The organism is uncultured Algibacter sp., assembly GCF_947495925.1.
Classification (GTDB): domain Bacteria; phylum Bacteroidota; class Bacteroidia; order Flavobacteriales; family Flavobacteriaceae; genus Algibacter_E.
In genome coordinates, this window is the sequence record NZ_CANMAU010000002.1 from 502,745 (window position 1) to 520,862 (window position 18,118).

19 protein-coding genes are annotated in these 18,118 nt (G+C 34.5%); all 19 read left to right on the plus strand.

Translation table 11 applies throughout. The features are described from left to right. The first annotated feature begins 24 nt into the window (after positions 1 to 24). The gene (locus Q0857_RS05455) at positions 25 to 1,197 is read left to right on the plus strand and encodes an aminotransferase class I/II-fold pyridoxal phosphate-dependent enzyme (protein WP_298532907.1); all 1,173 of its coding nucleotides are present in this window, start codon (positions 25 to 27) and stop codon (positions 1,195 to 1,197) included. Positions 1,198 to 1,210: 13 nt separating this feature from the next. After that, positions 1,211 to 1,627, plus strand: coding sequence for an Rrf2 family transcriptional regulator (locus Q0857_RS05460; RefSeq protein WP_298532909.1), 417 nt, complete (start codon positions 1,211 to 1,213; stop codon positions 1,625 to 1,627). A gap of 165 nt (positions 1,628 to 1,792) precedes the next feature. Beyond that, complete coding sequence (locus Q0857_RS05465; protein WP_298532910.1) at positions 1,793 to 2,050, plus strand: DUF2061 domain-containing protein; 258 nt, start codon at positions 1,793 to 1,795, stop codon at positions 2,048 to 2,050. An 11-nt stretch (positions 2,051 to 2,061) separates the two neighbouring features. Continuing rightward, positions 2,062 to 2,682, plus strand: a complete 621-nt coding sequence (locus tag Q0857_RS05470) for a phosphoadenosine phosphosulfate reductase family protein (protein ID WP_298532912.1) — start codon at positions 2,062 to 2,064, stop codon at positions 2,680 to 2,682. 10 nt (positions 2,683 to 2,692) lie between these two features. After that, on the plus strand, positions 2,693 to 3,598 hold the full coding sequence (gene cysD / locus Q0857_RS05475) for a sulfate adenylyltransferase subunit CysD (protein WP_298532913.1): 906 nt from the start codon (positions 2,693 to 2,695) through the stop codon (positions 3,596 to 3,598). Between the two features lie 116 nt (positions 3,599 to 3,714). Next, the gene (locus tag Q0857_RS05480; RefSeq protein ID WP_298532914.1) at positions 3,715 to 4,962 is read left to right on the plus strand and encodes a GTP-binding protein; all 1,248 of its coding nucleotides are present in this window, start codon (positions 3,715 to 3,717) and stop codon (positions 4,960 to 4,962) included. An 80-nt stretch (positions 4,963 to 5,042) separates the two neighbouring features. Then, positions 5,043 to 7,139 carry a HEPN domain-containing protein gene (locus tag Q0857_RS05485; protein WP_298532915.1) on the plus strand — a complete coding sequence of 699 codons (2,097 nt, stop codon included), beginning with the start codon at positions 5,043 to 5,045 and terminating at the stop codon, positions 7,137 to 7,139. 13 nt (positions 7,140 to 7,152) lie between these two features. Next, positions 7,153 to 7,914, plus strand: coding sequence for a uroporphyrinogen-III C-methyltransferase (gene cobA, locus Q0857_RS05490; protein ID WP_298532917.1), 762 nt, complete (start codon positions 7,153 to 7,155; stop codon positions 7,912 to 7,914). A gap of 3 nt (positions 7,915 to 7,917) precedes the next feature. After that, entirely contained in the window at positions 7,918 to 8,502 is a 585-nt protein-coding gene (locus Q0857_RS05495) for a bifunctional precorrin-2 dehydrogenase/sirohydrochlorin ferrochelatase (protein ID WP_298533121.1), read from the plus strand. A gap of 1 nt (position 8,503) precedes the next feature. Continuing rightward, positions 8,504 to 9,559, plus strand: a complete 1,056-nt coding sequence (locus Q0857_RS05500) for an NAD(P)/FAD-dependent oxidoreductase (RefSeq protein ID WP_298532919.1) — start codon at positions 8,504 to 8,506, stop codon at positions 9,557 to 9,559. A 129-nt stretch (positions 9,560 to 9,688) separates the two neighbouring features. Continuing rightward, positions 9,689 to 10,432, plus strand: a complete 744-nt coding sequence (epsC, locus tag Q0857_RS05505) for a serine O-acetyltransferase EpsC (RefSeq protein ID WP_298532920.1) — start codon at positions 9,689 to 9,691, stop codon at positions 10,430 to 10,432. Then, positions 10,416 to 11,306 carry a cysteine synthase CysM gene (cysM, locus tag Q0857_RS05510; RefSeq protein ID WP_298532921.1) on the plus strand — a complete coding sequence of 297 codons (891 nt, stop codon included), beginning with the start codon at positions 10,416 to 10,418 and terminating at the stop codon, positions 11,304 to 11,306. The genes epsC and cysM overlap by 17 nt, the downstream gene beginning before the upstream one ends. 31 nt (positions 11,307 to 11,337) lie before the next feature. After that, entirely contained in the window at positions 11,338 to 12,342 is a 1,005-nt protein-coding gene (locus tag Q0857_RS05515) for a homocysteine S-methyltransferase family protein (RefSeq protein ID WP_298532922.1), read from the plus strand. A gap of 12 nt (positions 12,343 to 12,354) precedes the next feature. Further along, entirely contained in the window at positions 12,355 to 12,636 is a 282-nt protein-coding gene (locus Q0857_RS05520; RefSeq protein ID WP_298532923.1) for an antibiotic biosynthesis monooxygenase, read from the plus strand. A gap of 54 nt (positions 12,637 to 12,690) precedes the next feature. Further along, complete coding sequence (locus tag Q0857_RS05525; RefSeq protein ID WP_298532924.1) at positions 12,691 to 13,056, plus strand: four helix bundle protein; 366 nt, start codon at positions 12,691 to 12,693, stop codon at positions 13,054 to 13,056. Between the two features lie 44 nt (positions 13,057 to 13,100). Beyond that, the gene (gene metH, locus Q0857_RS05530; RefSeq protein ID WP_298532925.1) at positions 13,101 to 15,803 is read left to right on the plus strand and encodes a methionine synthase; all 2,703 of its coding nucleotides are present in this window, start codon (positions 13,101 to 13,103) and stop codon (positions 15,801 to 15,803) included. 5 nt (positions 15,804 to 15,808) lie between these two features. Beyond that, the gene (locus Q0857_RS05535; RefSeq protein ID WP_298532926.1) at positions 15,809 to 16,045 is read left to right on the plus strand and encodes a hypothetical protein; all 237 of its coding nucleotides are present in this window, start codon (positions 15,809 to 15,811) and stop codon (positions 16,043 to 16,045) included. Continuing rightward, a complete protein-coding gene (locus Q0857_RS05540) occupies positions 16,045 to 16,989 on the plus strand; it encodes a methylenetetrahydrofolate reductase (protein ID WP_298532928.1) in 945 nt (314 codons plus the stop codon). The genes Q0857_RS05535 and Q0857_RS05540 overlap by 1 nt, the downstream gene beginning before the upstream one ends. Positions 16,990 to 17,144: 155 nt before the next feature. Next, positions 17,145 to 18,101, plus strand: coding sequence for a methylenetetrahydrofolate reductase [NAD(P)H] (gene metF, locus Q0857_RS05545; RefSeq protein WP_298532929.1), 957 nt, complete (start codon positions 17,145 to 17,147; stop codon positions 18,099 to 18,101). Positions 18,102 to 18,118 lie beyond the last annotated feature (17 nt).

The following is an 18,118-nucleotide window of genomic DNA, read 5'->3' on the forward strand; positions in this document are numbered from 1 at the left end:
TTAGTATTTGCTAAAGCAAAATAAATGAGCGAGAATAAAAAACAATTTGAAACAGAGGCTATTAGAACACAGAGTGGAACGACTCAGTATTCTGAACATTCAGTACCGCTATACTTAACATCAGGTTTTGTGTTTGATGATGCAGAGGAAATGCGCGCATCGTTTGCCGAAGAAAAACAACGCGATTTATATAGCAGATACAGTAACCCTAATACTAACGAATTTGTAGATAAAGTTTGTTTAATGGAAGGAGCCGAAGCAGGCTTTGCTTTTGCAACAGGAATGGCTGCTGTGTTTTCAACATTTGCAACCTTGTTGGATGCGGGCGACCATGTGGTATCTTGTAGCTCTGTATTTGGTGCAACCCATGGACTGTTTACAAAGTATTTTCCAAAATGGAATATAGAGTGTTCTTATTTTAATATCAACGAAGTTGAAAATATAGAAAGCTTAATTAAACCAAACACGAAGTTTATTTATGCCGAAACACCTACCAATCCTGGGGTTGATGTATTGGATTTAGACTATTTGAGTGCTATTTGCAAAAAGCACAATTTGTTGTTGGTAATTGATAATTGCTTTGCAACTCCGTATTTACAGAATCCCATAAAACATGGTGCCGATTTAGTAATTCATTCTGCTACTAAGTTAATGGACGGTCAAGGGCGTGTTTTAGGAGGTGTAACTGTTGGAAAAAAAGAATTGATTCGTGAGATTTATTTATTTTCAAGACTTACAGGTCCAGCAATGAGCCCTTTTAATGCATGGGTTTTATCAAAGTCTTTAGAAACTTTAGCAATTCGTGTTGAAAAGCATTGTGAAAATGCTTTGAAATTGGCGACTTATTTGGAGTCGCATCCAAAAGTGAAATGGGTAAAGTATCCATTCTTAAAATCGCACCCAAAATATGATATTGCAAAAAAACAGATGAAGTTGGGTGGTAATATTGTTGCTTTTGAAGTTGAAGGAGGTGTTGAAGGAGGAAAAGCTTTTTTCGATGCCATAAAAATGTGTTCCTTATCTGCTAATTTAGGTGATACTCGAACTATTGTAACACACCCGGCAAGTACAACACATGCGAAGGTAGAGCCTGAGGTGAAAGCTGCGGCAGGAATTACTGATGGTATGGTCCGTTGTTCTTTAGGTTTGGAACATATTGATGATATTATTGCAGATTTGGAACAAGCTTTAAATTAAGTATATTAGCTCCATGCTTTCCAAAAAAACCAAATATGGGTTAAAAGCCCTTACTTATATTGCCAGAAGTGAAGGGGATTCACCTGTTCAGGTTGGCGAAATTGCAAAAAGTGAACAAATTCCTCAGAAATTTTTAGAAGGAATACTTCTTACATTAAGGAAATCTGGAATTTTAGGTTCAAAAAAAGGAAAGCATGGAGGGTATTATTTAAGAAACGAACCTTCAGAAATTAAAATGACTGATGTGATGCGTGTTCTTGAAGGCCCAATTGCGATGGTGCCCTGTGTAAGTCTAAACTTTTATGAGAAGTGTGATGATTGCCCTGATGAAGATAAATGTAGTGTTAATAAACTTATGATTCAAGTACGCGATAATACACTTAAAGTGTTTAGAAATACAACTTTAGCTGATCTATCGGACACTAATTAAATTAAGATTCCTTAATATATTTCTGTTTTTTGAAAGATTATCATTCTTATTTCCTAAAAATATTCCATTATTCTAAAAAGTTGTTAAATCCCTTTTTTATGTAATAAATTGTATTACTTTTGTAATCCCTATTAAATTGATAGGATTAATATAATACAACGACAAATGATTGCGCAAATGTTATTAAAAAGCAAAGAGAAGTCAACATATAAAGAGGATGCAGCTGGAGAAAAACCAATTAGAAGTGTTGCTAAAGCATTAAGCTGGAGAATAGTAGGGACTTTGGATACGCTATTAGTTTCTTATGTGTTGACTGGAGAGATATCTCTTGCAGCTTCTATAGCTTCAGTGGATTTCGTAACTAAATTAATTTTATACTTTTTTCATGAACGTGCGTGGAACGTTATTAAATGGGGAAAATAAACGATATAACAATGTTTACAGAAGATCAAATAAAAGAATTAAACGAAGCATATAAAGATGCTTTACCTTCTGAAATTATACAGAAGGCTTTCGAACTTAATAGAGAGGCAGTGGTTACCACTAACTTCAGACCGTATGAAGCAGCAATTTTGCATGCCGTTAGCAAAGTAGAAGCAACCATTCCTGTGGTTTGGTGCGATACAGGCTATAATACACCACAAACATATAAACACGCAGAACAAGTTATTAAAGATTTAAACTTGAATGTTTCTCTATATGTGCCAAAACAAACATCATCACATAGGGATGTGGTTATGGGAATTCCAAGTATTGATGCGCCAGAGCATGCTCTATTTACAGAGCAGGTGAAATTAGAGCCATTTAAAAGAGCTATGGACGAGCATAAACCAAACGTATGGTTTACAAACTTGCGCCAAGGGCAAACAGCATTCAGAAATAGCATTGGTATTTTTAGTTTAAGTAAAGATGGCGTTTTAAAAGTGAGTCCATTCTATTTTTGGTCTGATGAAAAATTAGATACGTATTTAGAAGAAAACAACTTACCAAACGAATTCAAATATTTCGATCCAACAAAAGCATTAGAAAATAGAGAGTGTGGATTACACGCTTAAAAATAAAATTATGAACAAAGATACATCACACATAAACTCGCTTGAAAACGAAGCGATTTATATCATGAGAGAAGTAGCAGCGCAGTTTGAAAAACCAGTGTTGTTATTTTCAGGAGGAAAAGATTCAATTACGCTAGTTAGATTGGCTGTTAAAGCATTTTATCCAGCAAAAATTCCGTTTCCGTTAATGCATATTGATACAGGTCATAACTTTCCTGAAACTATTGAGTTTAGAGATCGTTTGGTTAAAGAATTAGGACTTGAGTTAATCGTTAGAAATGTTCAAGATTCTATTGATCAAGGAAAGGTAAAAGAAGAGTCTGGACGTTACGCAAGTAGAAATCAATTGCAAACAACGACACTTTTAGATGCTATCGAAGAGTTTAAATTTGATGCTTGTATTGGTGGTGCACGTCGTGATGAGGAAAAAGCAAGAGCTAAAGAGCGTATTTTTTCAGTACGTGATGATTTTGGGCAATGGGATGAGAAAAACCAACGTCCGGAGTTGTTTGATATGTTGAATGGCGAAATTGAATTAGGACAAAATGTTCGTGTATTCCCAATTTCAAACTGGACAGAATTAGATGTTTGGTCTTACATAGAAAAAGAAGATATTGAAATTCCTTCGATTTATTTCGCACACAAGCGTAAAGTCTTTTTAAGAGATGGTATGATTTGGTCTGCTGAAGATGAGGTTGTTTATAGAGATGAAGATGAGGAAGTGTTAGAGAAAATGGTTCGTTTTAGAACTGTTGGAGATATGAGTTGTACTGCAGCAGTATTATCAGACGCAGTGTCTATTTCTAAAGTGGTAGAAGAAATTAGAGATTCTACTATTTCAGAACGTGGTGCTCGTATAGACGACAAACGTTCTGAGGCTGCCATGGAGAAACGTAAGCAGCAAGGGTATTTTTAGAAATTTGTGAAAGCAAATTTTGCTCTTAGCTTTTGGTGATTAGCCAATAGCAAAAAACAAAAATGAATATTTAATAGGCAAATAGCAAATAGCTAAAAGCCAACAGCCAATAAAAAATGGAAGTATTAAAAATAGCAACAGCAGGAAGTGTAGATGACGGAAAGAGTACGTTAATAGGGCGTATTCTTTACGATACAAAATCCTTAACTACCGATAAGTTAGAAGCCATAGAGAAAACAAGTAAGCAACGTGGATACGATTACTTAGATTTTTCTTTAGCTACAGATGGATTAGTTGCAGAAAGAGAACAGGGAATTACTATTGATGTGGCGCATATCTATTTTTCAACAAAGAAGAAAAGCTACATTATCGCAGATACTCCAGGTCACGTTGAATATACACGTAACATGGTAACAGGAGCTTCTACATCGCAGGCTTCTATCATCTTAATTGATGCTAGAAAAGGTGTGATTGAGCAAACTAATCGTCATTTCTTTATCAATAATTTGCTTAGAATTAAGGATGTCGTTGTAGCGATTAATAAAATGGATTTAGTTGATTATTCAGAAGAGGTTTATAATAAGATTAAGGCTGATTTTGAAGAATTGATGAGCAAAAGAGATTATCAAGACCAAAAAATAACATTCATTCCTGTGAGTGCATTAAAGGGAGATAATGTTGTAAATAAATCTGATGCGATGCCTTGGTATAAAGGAGAAGCTTTACTGCCACATTTAGAAGATTTAGACAAGTCTGATATTTTTAATGTAGGTACACCACGTTTTCCAGTACAATATGTTGTACGACCTAAAACAGAAGATTTTCATGATTTTAGAGGATATGCTGGTAAAGTATATGGAGGTAATTTAAGTGTTGGTGACGATATTATCGTATTGCCATCAAAAACAAGGTCTAAAATTAAAGATATTTATTTCTATGACGAAAAGTATGAAACGGCATCAAGACGTTCTTCAGTAACCATCACATTAGAAAATGATATTAATGTAAGTCGTGGGGATATGATCGTTAAAGAAAACGATTTACCTACTATCGATAAGCAATTTACTGCAAACATTTGTTGGATGGATGCTAATCAACTTACACCAGGGACTAAATATGTAGTTCAACATGGTGTGAATAAAGTATTGGCTAAGGTGGATAGAATTAATCATAAAATAAATCCTGATTATTCTGGTATAGAAAAAGACGTTACAGGTTTAGGTGTAAATGATATTGCATCAGTTACTTTTAAATTAAATAAACCAATCTTTTACGATCAGTTTAAAAACCACAGAACAAATGGGTCATTTATTTTAATAGATGCTCAAAATAATAATACGGTAGGCGCTGGATTTATTCAGTAAAAGACTGAAAAGGTTTGGTTGTTAATAATAAATCATATTTAAACTAAAAAATTCCTTCCCTTTGGGAGGTTAGCAGAGGAATGCAAAGTTTTAGAACAGAAATAGAAAATCCAATTGTAGAAAAGGATATCATCGAATTAGCTAATAAGATTGAGCTATTTAATAATGGTAAAATTGATGAAGAAAAATTTAGAAGCCTTCGTTTAGCGCGTGGTGTTTACGGTCAGCGTCAAGAAGGCGTTCAAATGATTCGTATTAAAATACCTTATGGTAAACTAAAAAGTAATCAATTACGTCGAATTTCTGCAGTGTCAGATGAGTATTCTCGAGGGCGTTTGCATATTACTACACGTCAAGATATTCAAATTCACTATGTGGATTTAAACAGGACTCCTGAGCTTTGGGCAGAATTAGAGAAAGACGATGTTACAGTGCGCGAAGCTTGTGGTAATGTGGTAAGAAATGTAACTGCTTCTGAAACAGCTGGTATTGATGTAGATGAACCATTTGATGTGTCTCCATATGCAGATGCATTATATAAATTCTTTTTACGTAACCCAATTTGTCAAGAAATGGGACGTAAATTTAAAGTATCTTTTTCTTCTACGGATGAAGATACAGGATTATCATACTTACATGATATAGGATACATTGCTAAAGTGAAAGATGGTGTTCGTGGGTTTAAAGTAATGGTCGCTGGTGGATTAGGTTCTCAACCACGTCATGCAGATGTATTGTTTGATTTTGTTGAAACTGATAAAATCATTCCAATTATGGAAGGTGTTTTAAGAGTTTTTGACCGTTATGGAGAGCGTAAAAGTCGCGCTAAGGCGAGAATGAAATTCTTATTAAAAGACATCGGTTTAGATGCTTTTAAAGAATTAATTGCAGAAGAACAAAAAGCGATTGAATTTAAAAGCGTTGCTATTGATGCTGATAGTTACGAGCCTTCAGTGCCAGTTGAGATTAAAGATATTCCAACAGTTGAAATTAAAAATCAACAAGCATTTGAAACTTGGAAATCAACGAATTTAATTCCTCAAAAACAAGATGGTTTTGTGGCTATAGGAATTAAAGTGTTATTAGGTGATTTTTACACAGATAAAGCACGTTTATTAGCTGATTTAGTTGATAAATATGGAGCAGGTGAGGTACGTTTAACATTGCGTCAAAATATTGTGATTCCTTTTGTAAAAAGAGAATTGGTGCCATTTTTCTATACGGAATTAGAAAAATTAGGATTTGTAGAAGCAGGTTATAATAAAGCTGTCGATATTACAGCATGCCCTGGTACAGATACATGTAACTTAGGTATAGCGAGTAGTACAGGAATTGCAGAGGAGTTAGAACGTGTAATAAAAGCGGAATATCCACAGTATTTAAAAAACGAAGATCTTGTTATAAAAATTAGTGGTTGTATGAATGCATGTGGGCAACACAATATGGCAAATATTGGTTTCCAAGGAATGACTGTTCGTACACCAGAAAAATTAGTAGCCCCGGCATTACAAGTATTATTAGGTGGAGGAAATCAAGGTGATGGAAATGCAACTTTTGCAGATAAAGTAGTAAAAGTACCAAGTAGAAGAGGTCCTGAAGCATTACGAAGAATCTTAAATGATTTTGAAACAAATGCTAATGGGAAAGAGTTTGTGGCATATTACCAGGAAAAAGGCGAGAAGTATTTCTACGATTTCTTAAACGATTTACAAGATGCTACTAATTTAACTCAAGAAGATTTTATCGATTGGGGAGAAGAAGAAAAATACGTAAAAGAGATAGGAATTGGGGAGTGTGCCGGTGTGGTTATCGATTTAATTGCGACGTTATTTTTTGAAAGTGAGGAGAAAATTGAAAATGCAAAGGAATCTTTTGAAGATGAAGTGTATTCAGGAGCTATTTATTTAGCATATCAGTCTTTAGTAAATTCGGCCAAAGCATTATTGTTAGCTGAAAACAAAAAGACAAATACGCATGCAGGGATTATTAAACAGTTTGATGAGTTATTTGTTGAAGGTGGAAAAATTAGTTTAGGAACCTCGTTTTCAGAATTGATTTATCAAATCAATAAAAATGCACCAACTAAAGAATTTGCTTTAAACTATATTTCAAGCGCTGAAACATTTTTAGCAGCAGTTAGAGAATTTAGAGAAGTAGAACAAGGTAAATTGGCATAAGCTTAAAAAAAGAATGAGTTTGAAAAGTCCAATATTAACGGTTGTAGGAGCAGGTCCAGGTGATGAAGATTTAATTACCCTTAAGGCAATTAAGGCTATTGAATCTGCAGACGTGATATTGTATGATGCACTTATAAACGAAACATTACTAAAATATGCTTCTGAAAATGTGGAGCTCATTTTTGTGGGGAAACGTAAAGGATGTTATGCTTTTCAACAAGAGCAGATTAATGAGCTTATTGTAACTAAAGCCAAAGAGAAAGGGCATGTTGTGCGATTAAAAGGTGGAGATCCATTTATTTTTGGAAGAGGGGCAGAAGAGATTGATTATGTTAGGCAATTTGGTATTCAAACCTATGTGGTACCAGGGATTTCGTCTGCACTGGCAGTGCCTGCTTACCAAGGCATTCCTCTAACAAAACGAGGAGCCTCAGAAAGTTTTTGGGTGATTACGGCTACTACAAAAGACCATGCACTTTCCAATGATGTGGCATTAGCAGCTAAATCTACTGCTACTGTTGTAATTCTGATGGGTATGCATAAGTTGCATGAAATCGTTAAGGTGTTTTATGCAGAGAACAAAAGAAATACACCTGTGGCAATCATTCAAAATGGTACGCGAGATAATGAAAATGTAGGGATTGGATATATTAGAGATATTCAACAGATTGTTAACGAAAAACAATTGGCAGCTCCAGCAATCATTGTTATTGGGGATGTTGTGAAACAAAGAGCAATGCTAGACTCAATATATCAAGAAGTAGCTCAGGATTAAATGATGGAAAGAAATAATCTGTATCCTATTTTTTTAAAAACTCAAAACCTAAATGTATTGATTATAGGTGGTGGTTTCGTAGCTGAAGAAAAACTTACTTTTTTATTAAAGTCTAGTCCAGATGCTTGTGTAACAATGGTGTCGCCTATGTTTCGCGATGGTACGGTATCTTTGGCAAAAAAAGGAGATGTAACGTTAGTCGAAGATACTTATAAGAAAAAATATTTAAAAGGAAAGCATATAGTGGTTGCTACGACCGATATACCTAAAGTTAATGTGAAGGTACATAAACATTGTAGAAAAAGAAGCATTTTGGTTAATGTTGCAGATAACCCACCGTATTGTGATTTTTATATGGGAGGTATTGTAACCAAAGGAAATGTGAAAGTGGCTATTAGTACTAATGGAAAATCGCCAACAACAGCTAAACGTTTACGTCAGTTTTTTGAGGATGTTATTCCTGAAAACGTAGACGATTTAGTTAAGAATTTAAACGAATATAGAAAAACAATAAAAGGTGATTTCGAAGAAAAAGTGGAAACACTAAACGAATTCACAAAAGGATTAATTGAAAAAAAAGAATCATAAAATGATTAAGACTGATATACTTATCATAGGAGCTGGACCAACAGGGTTATTTACCGTTTTTGAAGCAGGTTTATTAAAACTAAAATGTCATTTAATTGACGCATTACCACAACCAGGTGGCCAATGTTCAGAGTTATATCCAAAAAAACCTATTTATGATATTCCTGGTTTTCCTGAAATCCTAGCAGGAGATTTAACGAGAAACTTGTTAGAACAAGGAAAGCAGTTTGAACCAGGATTTACTCTAGGGGAACGCGCTGATACCGTTGAAAAGCAAGAGGATGGAACCTTTATAGTTACCACAAACAAAGGTACAAAGCATCAAGCGCCTGTTGTAGCAATAGCAAGTGGTTTGGGAAGTTTTGAACCTAGAAAACCGCAAATTGAAAATCTGTTAGATTACGAAGATAAAGGTGTTGAATACATCATTAAAGAACCTGAAGTATATCGTGATAAAGATGTGATTATTGCTGGTGGTGGAGATTCTGCTTTAGACTGGAGTATCTTTTTGGCAGATGTAGCAAAAAGTGTTACTCTTATTCACAGACGTAACGAGTTTAGAGGACATTTAGACTCTGTGGAAAAGGTACAAGAACTAAAAGATGCTGGGAAAATTAATTTAATTACACCTGCAGAAGTAACTAATATTATTGGAGATGGTAAGGTTGAAGCTATAGAAGTTACAAAAAAAGGGGAAGAGCCTATTACCTTAAAAACAGATCACTTTATTCCTTTATTTGGATTGTCACCTAAATTAGGACCTATAGCAAATTGGGGCTTAGAAATTGAAAAAAACGCTATAAAAGTTAATAACGCATTAGATTATCAAACTAATATTCCTGGCATTTTCGCTATCGGTGATGGTAATTATTATCCTGGTAAACTAAAATTGATACTTTGTGGTTTTCACGAAGCTACAATAATGTGTCAAGAAGCTTATAAAATCATAAACCCAGGGAAGAAATTTGTATTAAAGTATACGACAGTTTCTGGTGTAAATGGTTTTGATGGTACACGTAAAGAAGCGCCAAAAGCGGTTGTTCAAGCTATAAATTAAATTATAGCTTTTATTATAAAACTATCCCGCGAGTTTCTTTTGAAACCCGCGGGATTTATTATTTAGTAAAATAAGATTATTCAGGTATTAGTTTTATTTTTATCAATTCAAAAACAAAAAAGATAACTAATGAAAAGTTATAATGTTTGCCTAAAAGATACTGCTAAAACATTCACGAAGCGTTTGTTTTATTCCTTGTTCGATTGCGAGCAAGAAGAAGTTCATGGTGAGTATTTGGGTAAGACCTTTCTTAAGATATTGTCAAAGTTAGAAATAGAGAATGGAGAAGAGCTCTGGGATACTTTCAAAGCACAGTTACCTGAAATTAGAAGAAAGCTAGATTTAGATGCTATTGCATTTGAAAAAAACGACCCTGCTTCACATTCTTTAGCTGAGATTTATATGGCTTATCCTGGTTTTTACGCCATATCAATTTATAGATTGAGTAATGCTTTACATGAACTTGGTGTTTATATTTTACCAAGGATGATGAGTGAGTATATTCATGGAATAACAGGTGTTGATATTCACCCTGGGGCGACTATTGATGAGTCGTTTTACATTGACCATGGAACAGGAATCGTAATTGGTGAAACGTCTATTATTGGTAAAAATGTTAAAATATATCAGGGTGTAACTCTAGGAGGTATATCTGTGGCTAAGAATTTGGCATCTACAAAACGGCACCCTACCATTGAAGATAATGTTTGCATTTATGCGAATGCCACAATTTTAGGAGGCGATATATCTATAGGAGCAAATAGTATTATTGGAGCTAATGTTTGGATTACGGAATCTGTTCCAGAGAATTCATTAGTAACCTATCAAACAGAAATTAAAATAAGACCAAAAAAGAATGGAATTCGAGAATAGTATTATTGGTCAAATAGGAAACACTCCTTTGGTTGAAGTCACACATTTGATTTCCAAAAAAGGAGTGCGTCTGTTTTTGAAATTAGAAGGGAATAACCCCGGAGGTAGTGTAAAAGACCGACCAGCGTTCAATATGATTAATGAAGCATTAAAGCGCGGAGATATTAAAAAAGGAGGGACTTTAGTGGAGGCTACAAGTGGAAATACAGGTATTGCACTTGCTTTTATTGCAAAACTTTTAGGCTTGAATATGGTGTTAATTATGCCGGAGAATTCAACCGAAGAGCGTGTAAAAACCATGCGCGCTTATGGAGCAGAAGTTATTTTGACCCCTTCTGATGTCGGTATTGAAGGATCTCGTGATTTAGCGTTTAAGTTAAGAGATGAAAAAGGTTATACGCTTTTAAATCAGTTTGAAAATCATGACAACTGGAAAGCGCATTATAAAACTACTGGTCCTGAAATATGGAAGGCAACCAATGGAAAAATAACGCATTTTGTGTCCGCCATGGGAACAACAGGAACCATAACTGGAACATCAACCTATTTGAAGGAGCAGAATAAAAACGTAACCATTGTAGGGGCACAGCCTGCTGATGGAGCTAGAATTCCAGGTATTAGAAAATGGTCGCCTGAGTATGTACCAAAGTTTTTTGATCCAAAACGAGTTGATATAGTAGTAGATGTTTCTGAAGAAGATGCTAAGGAAACGACTATTAAATTGGCTAAAGAAGAAGGTGTTTTTGCTGGAATGAGTAGTGGTGGTTCTGTGTTTTGTGCCTTAACAATAGCAGAGCAAATAGAAAAAGGTGTAATTGTAGCAATTATTTGCGATAGAGGAGATAGGTATTTGTCTTCAACTTTATTTGAATAATACCTGATAGGGGTAATTAAAGAGTTAAGAAATGTTAAACATACAAGAAGCTTTAAAGGAGCGAATTTTGATTTTAGATGGTGCTATGGGTACCATGCTGCAAGCTTATAAATTCACTGAAGAAGATTTTAGAGGAGAACGCTTTAAAGATTACCCAACACCGTTGCAGGGTAATAATGATTTGTTGTCTATTACGCAACCAGAAGCTATTAAGACTATTCATGGTAAGTACTTTGAAGTAGGAGCTGATATTGTTGAAACTAATACGTTTTCAGGAACAACAATAGCTATGGCAGATTACCAAATGGAAGATTTGGTGTATGAACTTAATTATGAATCGGCAAAAATAGCCAAGGAGGTTGCAGATGAGTTTACGGCTAAAGAGCCTCATAAACCACGTTTTGTAGCGGGTTCAATAGGGCCTACGAATAGAACAGCAAGTATGTCTCCAGATGTTAATGATCCTGGATATCGTGCTGTGACTTTTGAAGAATTAAGAATCGCTTACAAACAGCAGGTAGAAGCTTTGGTTGATGGCGGAGTTGATTTATTATTAGTCGAGACTGTATTTGATACTTTGAATGCGAAAGCAGCTTTATTTGCTATTGAGCAGGTAAAAGAGGAGCGAGGAATTGATATGCCCATTATGTTAAGTGGAACCATTACAGATGCGTCGGGTAGAACATTATCTGGACAAACTGCGGAGGCATTTTTAATTTCGGTATCACATATTCCACTGCTGTCTGTTGGGTTCAATTGTGCTTTGGGTGCTAATTTATTGCAACCGCATTTAGAGGCGATAGCAAATAAAACAGATTTTGCTATTTCGGCACATCCAAATGCAGGTTTACCAAATGCTTTTGGAGAGTATGATGAAACACCAGAGGAAATGGGAGAGCAAATTGAAGAGTATTTAAAAAAGAATTTAATCAACATTATAGGTGGCTGTTGTGGGACATCACCAGAGCATATCAGAGTTATTGCTGATATATCTGCTAAGTATAAACCACGTCAATCTGAACTTGTTTCAGCTTAATTTTGAAATAAAATGATTCTAGAAGTAGCCACATTAAATATAAAAGAAGGACTTTCTGCTGAATTCGAAAATACGTTCAAAAAAGCAGAATTAATCATTTCTTCAATGAAAGGTTATATCTCGCATCAATTGAAAAAGTGTATCGAAGAAAACGATAAATATATATTATTAGTAAACTGGGAAACGATTGAAGATCATGAAATAGGTTTTAGGCAATCCAAAAAATATCAAGAGTGGAAAGCACTATTACATCATTTTTACGAACCGTTTCCAACAGTAGAGCATTATGTTTAATGGTTAGTAGTTATTTGTTACTGGTTATTGGGTAAGAAGTAAAATAAAAAGTAAATGAAGTCATATATAGAACTTGATGTTTGGATCGAAGCTAGAAAACTAGTAAGTCTTGTGTATGTTATTACTAATGATTTTCCTAAAGAAGAATTACACGGAATTTCAAATCAAATTAGAAAATGTTCGGTTTCAATTCCGTCTAATATAGCAGAAGGGTGTGGAAGACAGACACCTAAAGATATTATTCGTTTTTTATATATTTCTAGAGGTTCTCTTTATGAATTAGAAACTCAGTTGTATCTTTCGAACGACCTGAAATTTATTTCAGATAAAAAATTAAATAAAATTTTATCACAAATAGAAGCTTGTAAAAAGTTGCTTAACGGATTTATAAATAATTATAAGAAGTTAAGAGATGAGTAAGGTGAAAAAACGAAGAAAACAAGTAACTATTAACGAATTAAGAGATGAGTAAGGCTAATAACCAAAAACGAGTAACTATTAACCAGAGTAGATATATGAAATTATCTGGTTTGGAACCTTTGGTTTTAAACGAAAACAGCAATTTTATTAATATTGGAGAACGTACAAATGTTGCAGGTTCGCGAAAATTTCTTCGATTAATTAAAGAAGAAAAATTTGATGAAGCTCTAGATATTGCGCGTCATCAAGTGGATGGTGGTGCTCAAATTGTCGATATTAATATGGATGATGGTTTGATTGATGGAAAAGAGGCCATGGTCCGTTTCTTGAATTTGATTGCAGCAGAGCCAGATATTTGTCGTGTGCCTATGATGATTGACTCTTCAAAATGGGATATCATAGAGGCAGGGCTTCAAGTGGTTCAAGGAAAATGTGTTGTGAATTCTATTTCACTTAAGGAAGGCGAAGAGAAATTTATTAACGAGGCAAAAAAAATTAAGCTTTACGGTGCTGCAGTAATTGTTATGGCTTTTGATGAAGTAGGGCAAGCCGATACATATGAAAGACGTATAGAAATTGCTGAACGTTCTTATAATGTTCTAGTGAATAAAGTGGGCTTTCCTTCTGAAGATATTATTTTCGACTTAAATATATTTCCCGTTGCAACAGGAATGGAAGAGCATCGCAAAAATGCCATTGATTTTATAGAAGCAACACGTTGGGTACGTCAAAATTTAGAAAACGTTTCTGTTAGTGGAGGCGTCAGTAATGTATCCTTTTCTTTTAGAGGAAATAATACAGTTCGCGAAGCGATGCACTCGGTATTTTTATATTATGCCATTCAAGCGGGTATGAATATGGGAATTGTAAATCCTGCGATGCTGGAGGTTTATGATGATATTCCGAAAGATTTATTAGAACATATTGAAGATGTGATTCTTGATAGGCGTGATGATGCGACAGAACGTTTATTAGATTTTGCAGAAACAGTAAAGGGAACCAAAGCTGAAAAAACTGTGGATTTATCTTGGCGAGAAAACTCCTTACAAGATAGAATTACACATGCTTTAGTAAAGGGACTTGATGCTTTTATTATTGAAGATATAGAAGAAGCAAGACAGGCAGCCGATAAACCAATTGAAGTTATTGAAGGTAATTTAATGACAGGTATGAATGTAGTGGGTGATTTGTTTGGTGCTGGGAAAATGTTTTTGCCTCAAGTGGTGAAATCAGCACGTGTAATGAAAAAGGCAGTAGGCTATTTGAACCCGTTTATTGAAGCTGAAAAATCAGATAAATCAGAGCCTGTTGGTAAAATATTAATGGCAACCGTAAAAGGCGATGTGCACGATATTGGTAAAAATATTGTGAGCGTTGTGTTAGCTTGTAATAACTATGAAATCGTAGATTTAGGAGTAATGGTGCCGCCTGAAAAAATTATTGAAACTGCTATTTCAGAACGTGTTGATGCCATTGGATTATCGGGTTTAATTACGCCTTCTTTAGATGAAATGGTGTATTTGGCTAAAGAAATGCAACGCCAGAATTTTGAGTTACCATTATTGATTGGTGGTGCAACGACATCAAAAGCACATACTGCAGTTAAGATCGATACGCAATACACAAATGCTGTAGTACATGTTAATGATGCTTCTAGAGCGGTAACGGTAGTTGGTGATTTACTGAATAAGAAAACATCACATGAGTATGTTGCTAAAATGAAAGCAGATTATGATGAATTCCGTACTAAGTTTTTAAAACGAGGTAAGGAGAAATCATATATTTCAATTGAAGAAGCGCGAAAACGAAAATTTAAAATAGATTGGGACACATTAGAAATTGTAAAACCTAAAGAACTGGGAGTTCAAATTTTAAAGCAATTAAGTTTAAAAGAATTATTACCATTTATTGATTGGAGTCCATTTTTTAGAAGTTGGGATTTACATGGTAAATATCCAAATATTTTAACAGATGATGTGGTTGGAGAGCAGGCAACTCAATTGTATGAAGATGCTCAGGAGATGATCCAGCAAATAATTGCAAAACAATTATTAAAACCTAAAGCTGTTTTTGGATTATTTGAAGCGAATAGTATTAATGAGGATGATATTTCTATTCAGAAAAAAGGAGAGGAAATTGCGGTATTTAGAACCTTGCGTCAACAATTAAAAAAGCGTGATGGGATTCCTAATCATGCACTAGCAGATTTTGTAGCACCAAAAGATTCTGGTAAAACTGATTATATGGGGGCTTTTTGCGTGGGTATTTTTGGAGCGCAAGAATTAGCAGATAGTTATAGAGCAAAGGATGATGATTATAATGGGATTATGGCGCAAGCTATTGCTGATAGATTTGCTGAAGCTTTTGCTGAATACTTGCATAAACAGATAAGAACAAAACATTGGGGATATATTTCTAATGAAGATTTGACTAACGACGATTTAATTAAAGAAAGTTATAAGGGTATTCGTCCAGCACCGGGATATCCTGCGTGTCCTGATCATTTGGAAAAAGAAACGATTTGGGATTTGCTAGAAGTTGAAAAACTAATTGGTGTTACGTTAACCGAGAGTTTAGCAATGTGGCCGGCAGCTGCAGTATCAGGTTATTATTTTGCCAATCCGGAATCTAAATATTTTGGATTAGGTAAAATTACTGATGATCAAGTTTCTGATTACGCTACACGAAAAGGGATTAATAAGGATAAAGCTAGAAAGTGGCTGCATTCAAATATTGCAGATCAATAGAAGAAATGAAATTTATAGAATTAACTTTGGGTAGCTATATTATATCGCATGGATATGATAACAAGAATAAAGAGGTTTTACAGCATGTGCACTCTGAATCGTTTTCAAAAAAACTGGTTCCAATTTCAAGAATAAAATCTATTAGTGAAAAATATATACTTACAGATTATGTCGATGGGAGATGGATTTATTGGGAATATGAAGAGTCTTTTAAAGAATTAGAGCGCATTTTGGCAGAGTAATGTTAGAAGATAAAATTAGAAATAGAAACTCCGGAATTTTACTTTATGGGTTAACACCTCCTAAGTTACAGGCAGACATCAATAAAATTCAAACAATTGCTAATAAGCAGATAGAGCGTATTAGTGGGTTAGAATTAGATGGTTTGGTTTTGTATGATATTCAGGATGAGTCTTCTAGAAATGATTCCCCACGCCCCTTTCCATTCATGGAAACCCTAAGTCCAGATGTTTATAGTGCTAACTATTTGAAAGATTTAAACCTGCCTAAGATTATATATAAAAGTGTAGGGAAGTATTCTAAACAAGAATTAAGTAATTGGATACAGGAAAACTCTAAGGATATAAATTTTTCTGTTTTTGTTGGTACCCCTTCGAATAAACAAAAGTCGAGTTTGTCATTGAATGATGCTTATAGTGTAAACCGTATTGCAGATGCATCGATAACCTTGGGAGGTGTGACTATTCCTGAGCGACATTATAAAAAAAATGATGAGCATCAGCGTCTTTTTAGTAAGATCGATAAAGGCTGTCATTTTTTTATTTCGCAATGTGTCTATAATATCAATAACACTAAAAATTTCCTTTCAGACTATTACTATAGTTCATTAGATAATCATAGAGAATTACTACCAATAATATTTACGTTAACACCATGTGGTTCTATAAAAACTATGGAGTTTATGGAGTGGTTAGGAATTGATATTCCGCAGTGGTTAAAGAACGATTTAAAACACTCTGAGGATATTTTAACGAAGTCTATTGACGTTTGTAAAACCATAGCTAAAGAATTATTGGATTACTGTGCAGGAAAAAATATTCCGATTGGTTTTAATATTGAAAGTGTTTCAATACGAAAGGCTGAAATTGAAGCGTCCATTGAATTGCTTAAAGATGTTAAAGAGATGATGAATAAATATGAAACTTCTGCCGTTTCATTAAGATAAGTGTATTATGTTTGCGTTAGAGATTTTGGAGGAAAGTCCAAAGTGAGGCACGAGCTAGGACTTGTTTGGGAAAGCAGGCTCCCACGCGGGTAAATCCAAAAAAACAAAATTAATATTGATGAGATTTTTGCTTTCGCGGAAATTAAAAAACAGATATGAAGGTAACAGACCATATTAAAAATGCTAACGGAAAAACATTGTTTTCGTTTGAGGTAATACCACCAAAAAAAGGTAAAAATATTCAGGATTTATATAATAATATTGATCCGTTAATGGAGTTTAATCCCCCGTTTATTGATGTAACCACGTCTCGTGAAGAGTATGTGTATATTGATAAAGGTAACGGGCTTTTAGATAAGCGTATTACACGTATGCGTCCGGGTACTGTTGGGATTTGTGCATCAATTATGCATAAATATCAAGTAGATGCGATTCCGCATTTATTGTGTGGAGGTTTTACTAAAGAAGAGACAGAATACGTATTGGTAGATTGCCATTATTTGGGTTTGGATAATGTGATGGCATTGCGGGGTGACTCGATGAAGGATGAGGCATATTTTAAACCTGTTAAAGGTGGCAATGCATTTGCCAGTGATTTAGTAGGACAAATTGCAAACTTAAATCGTGGGCAATATTTGCATGATGATGTGGATGCTGAACACAATTCAGATTTTTGTATTGGCGTTGCCGGTTATCCGGAAAAACACATGGAGTCTCCATCTTTAATCACCGATTTAAGGCGTTTAAAAGCAAAGGTTGATGCCGGTGCAGATTATGTAGTAACACAAATGTTTTTTGATAATAATAAGTATTTTGAGTTTGTTGAAAAAGCAAGGAAGATGGGAATTACAGTTCCTATTATTCCTGGAATTAAACCTATCGCTGTAAAACGTCATTTACAATTATTACCTCAGGTGTTTAAAATTGACTTACCACAAGATTTAATTGATGCTGTAGAAGGGTGTCAGGATAATAAGGCAGTGAGACAGATTGGAGTCGAGTTTGCTATTCAACAATCAAAAGAATTAAGAGAAGCTGGCGTTCCTGTATTACATTACTATTCCATGGGAAAAAGTGATAATGTGCATGCCATAGCTAAGGCATTGTTTTAATAATTATCTTACATTTG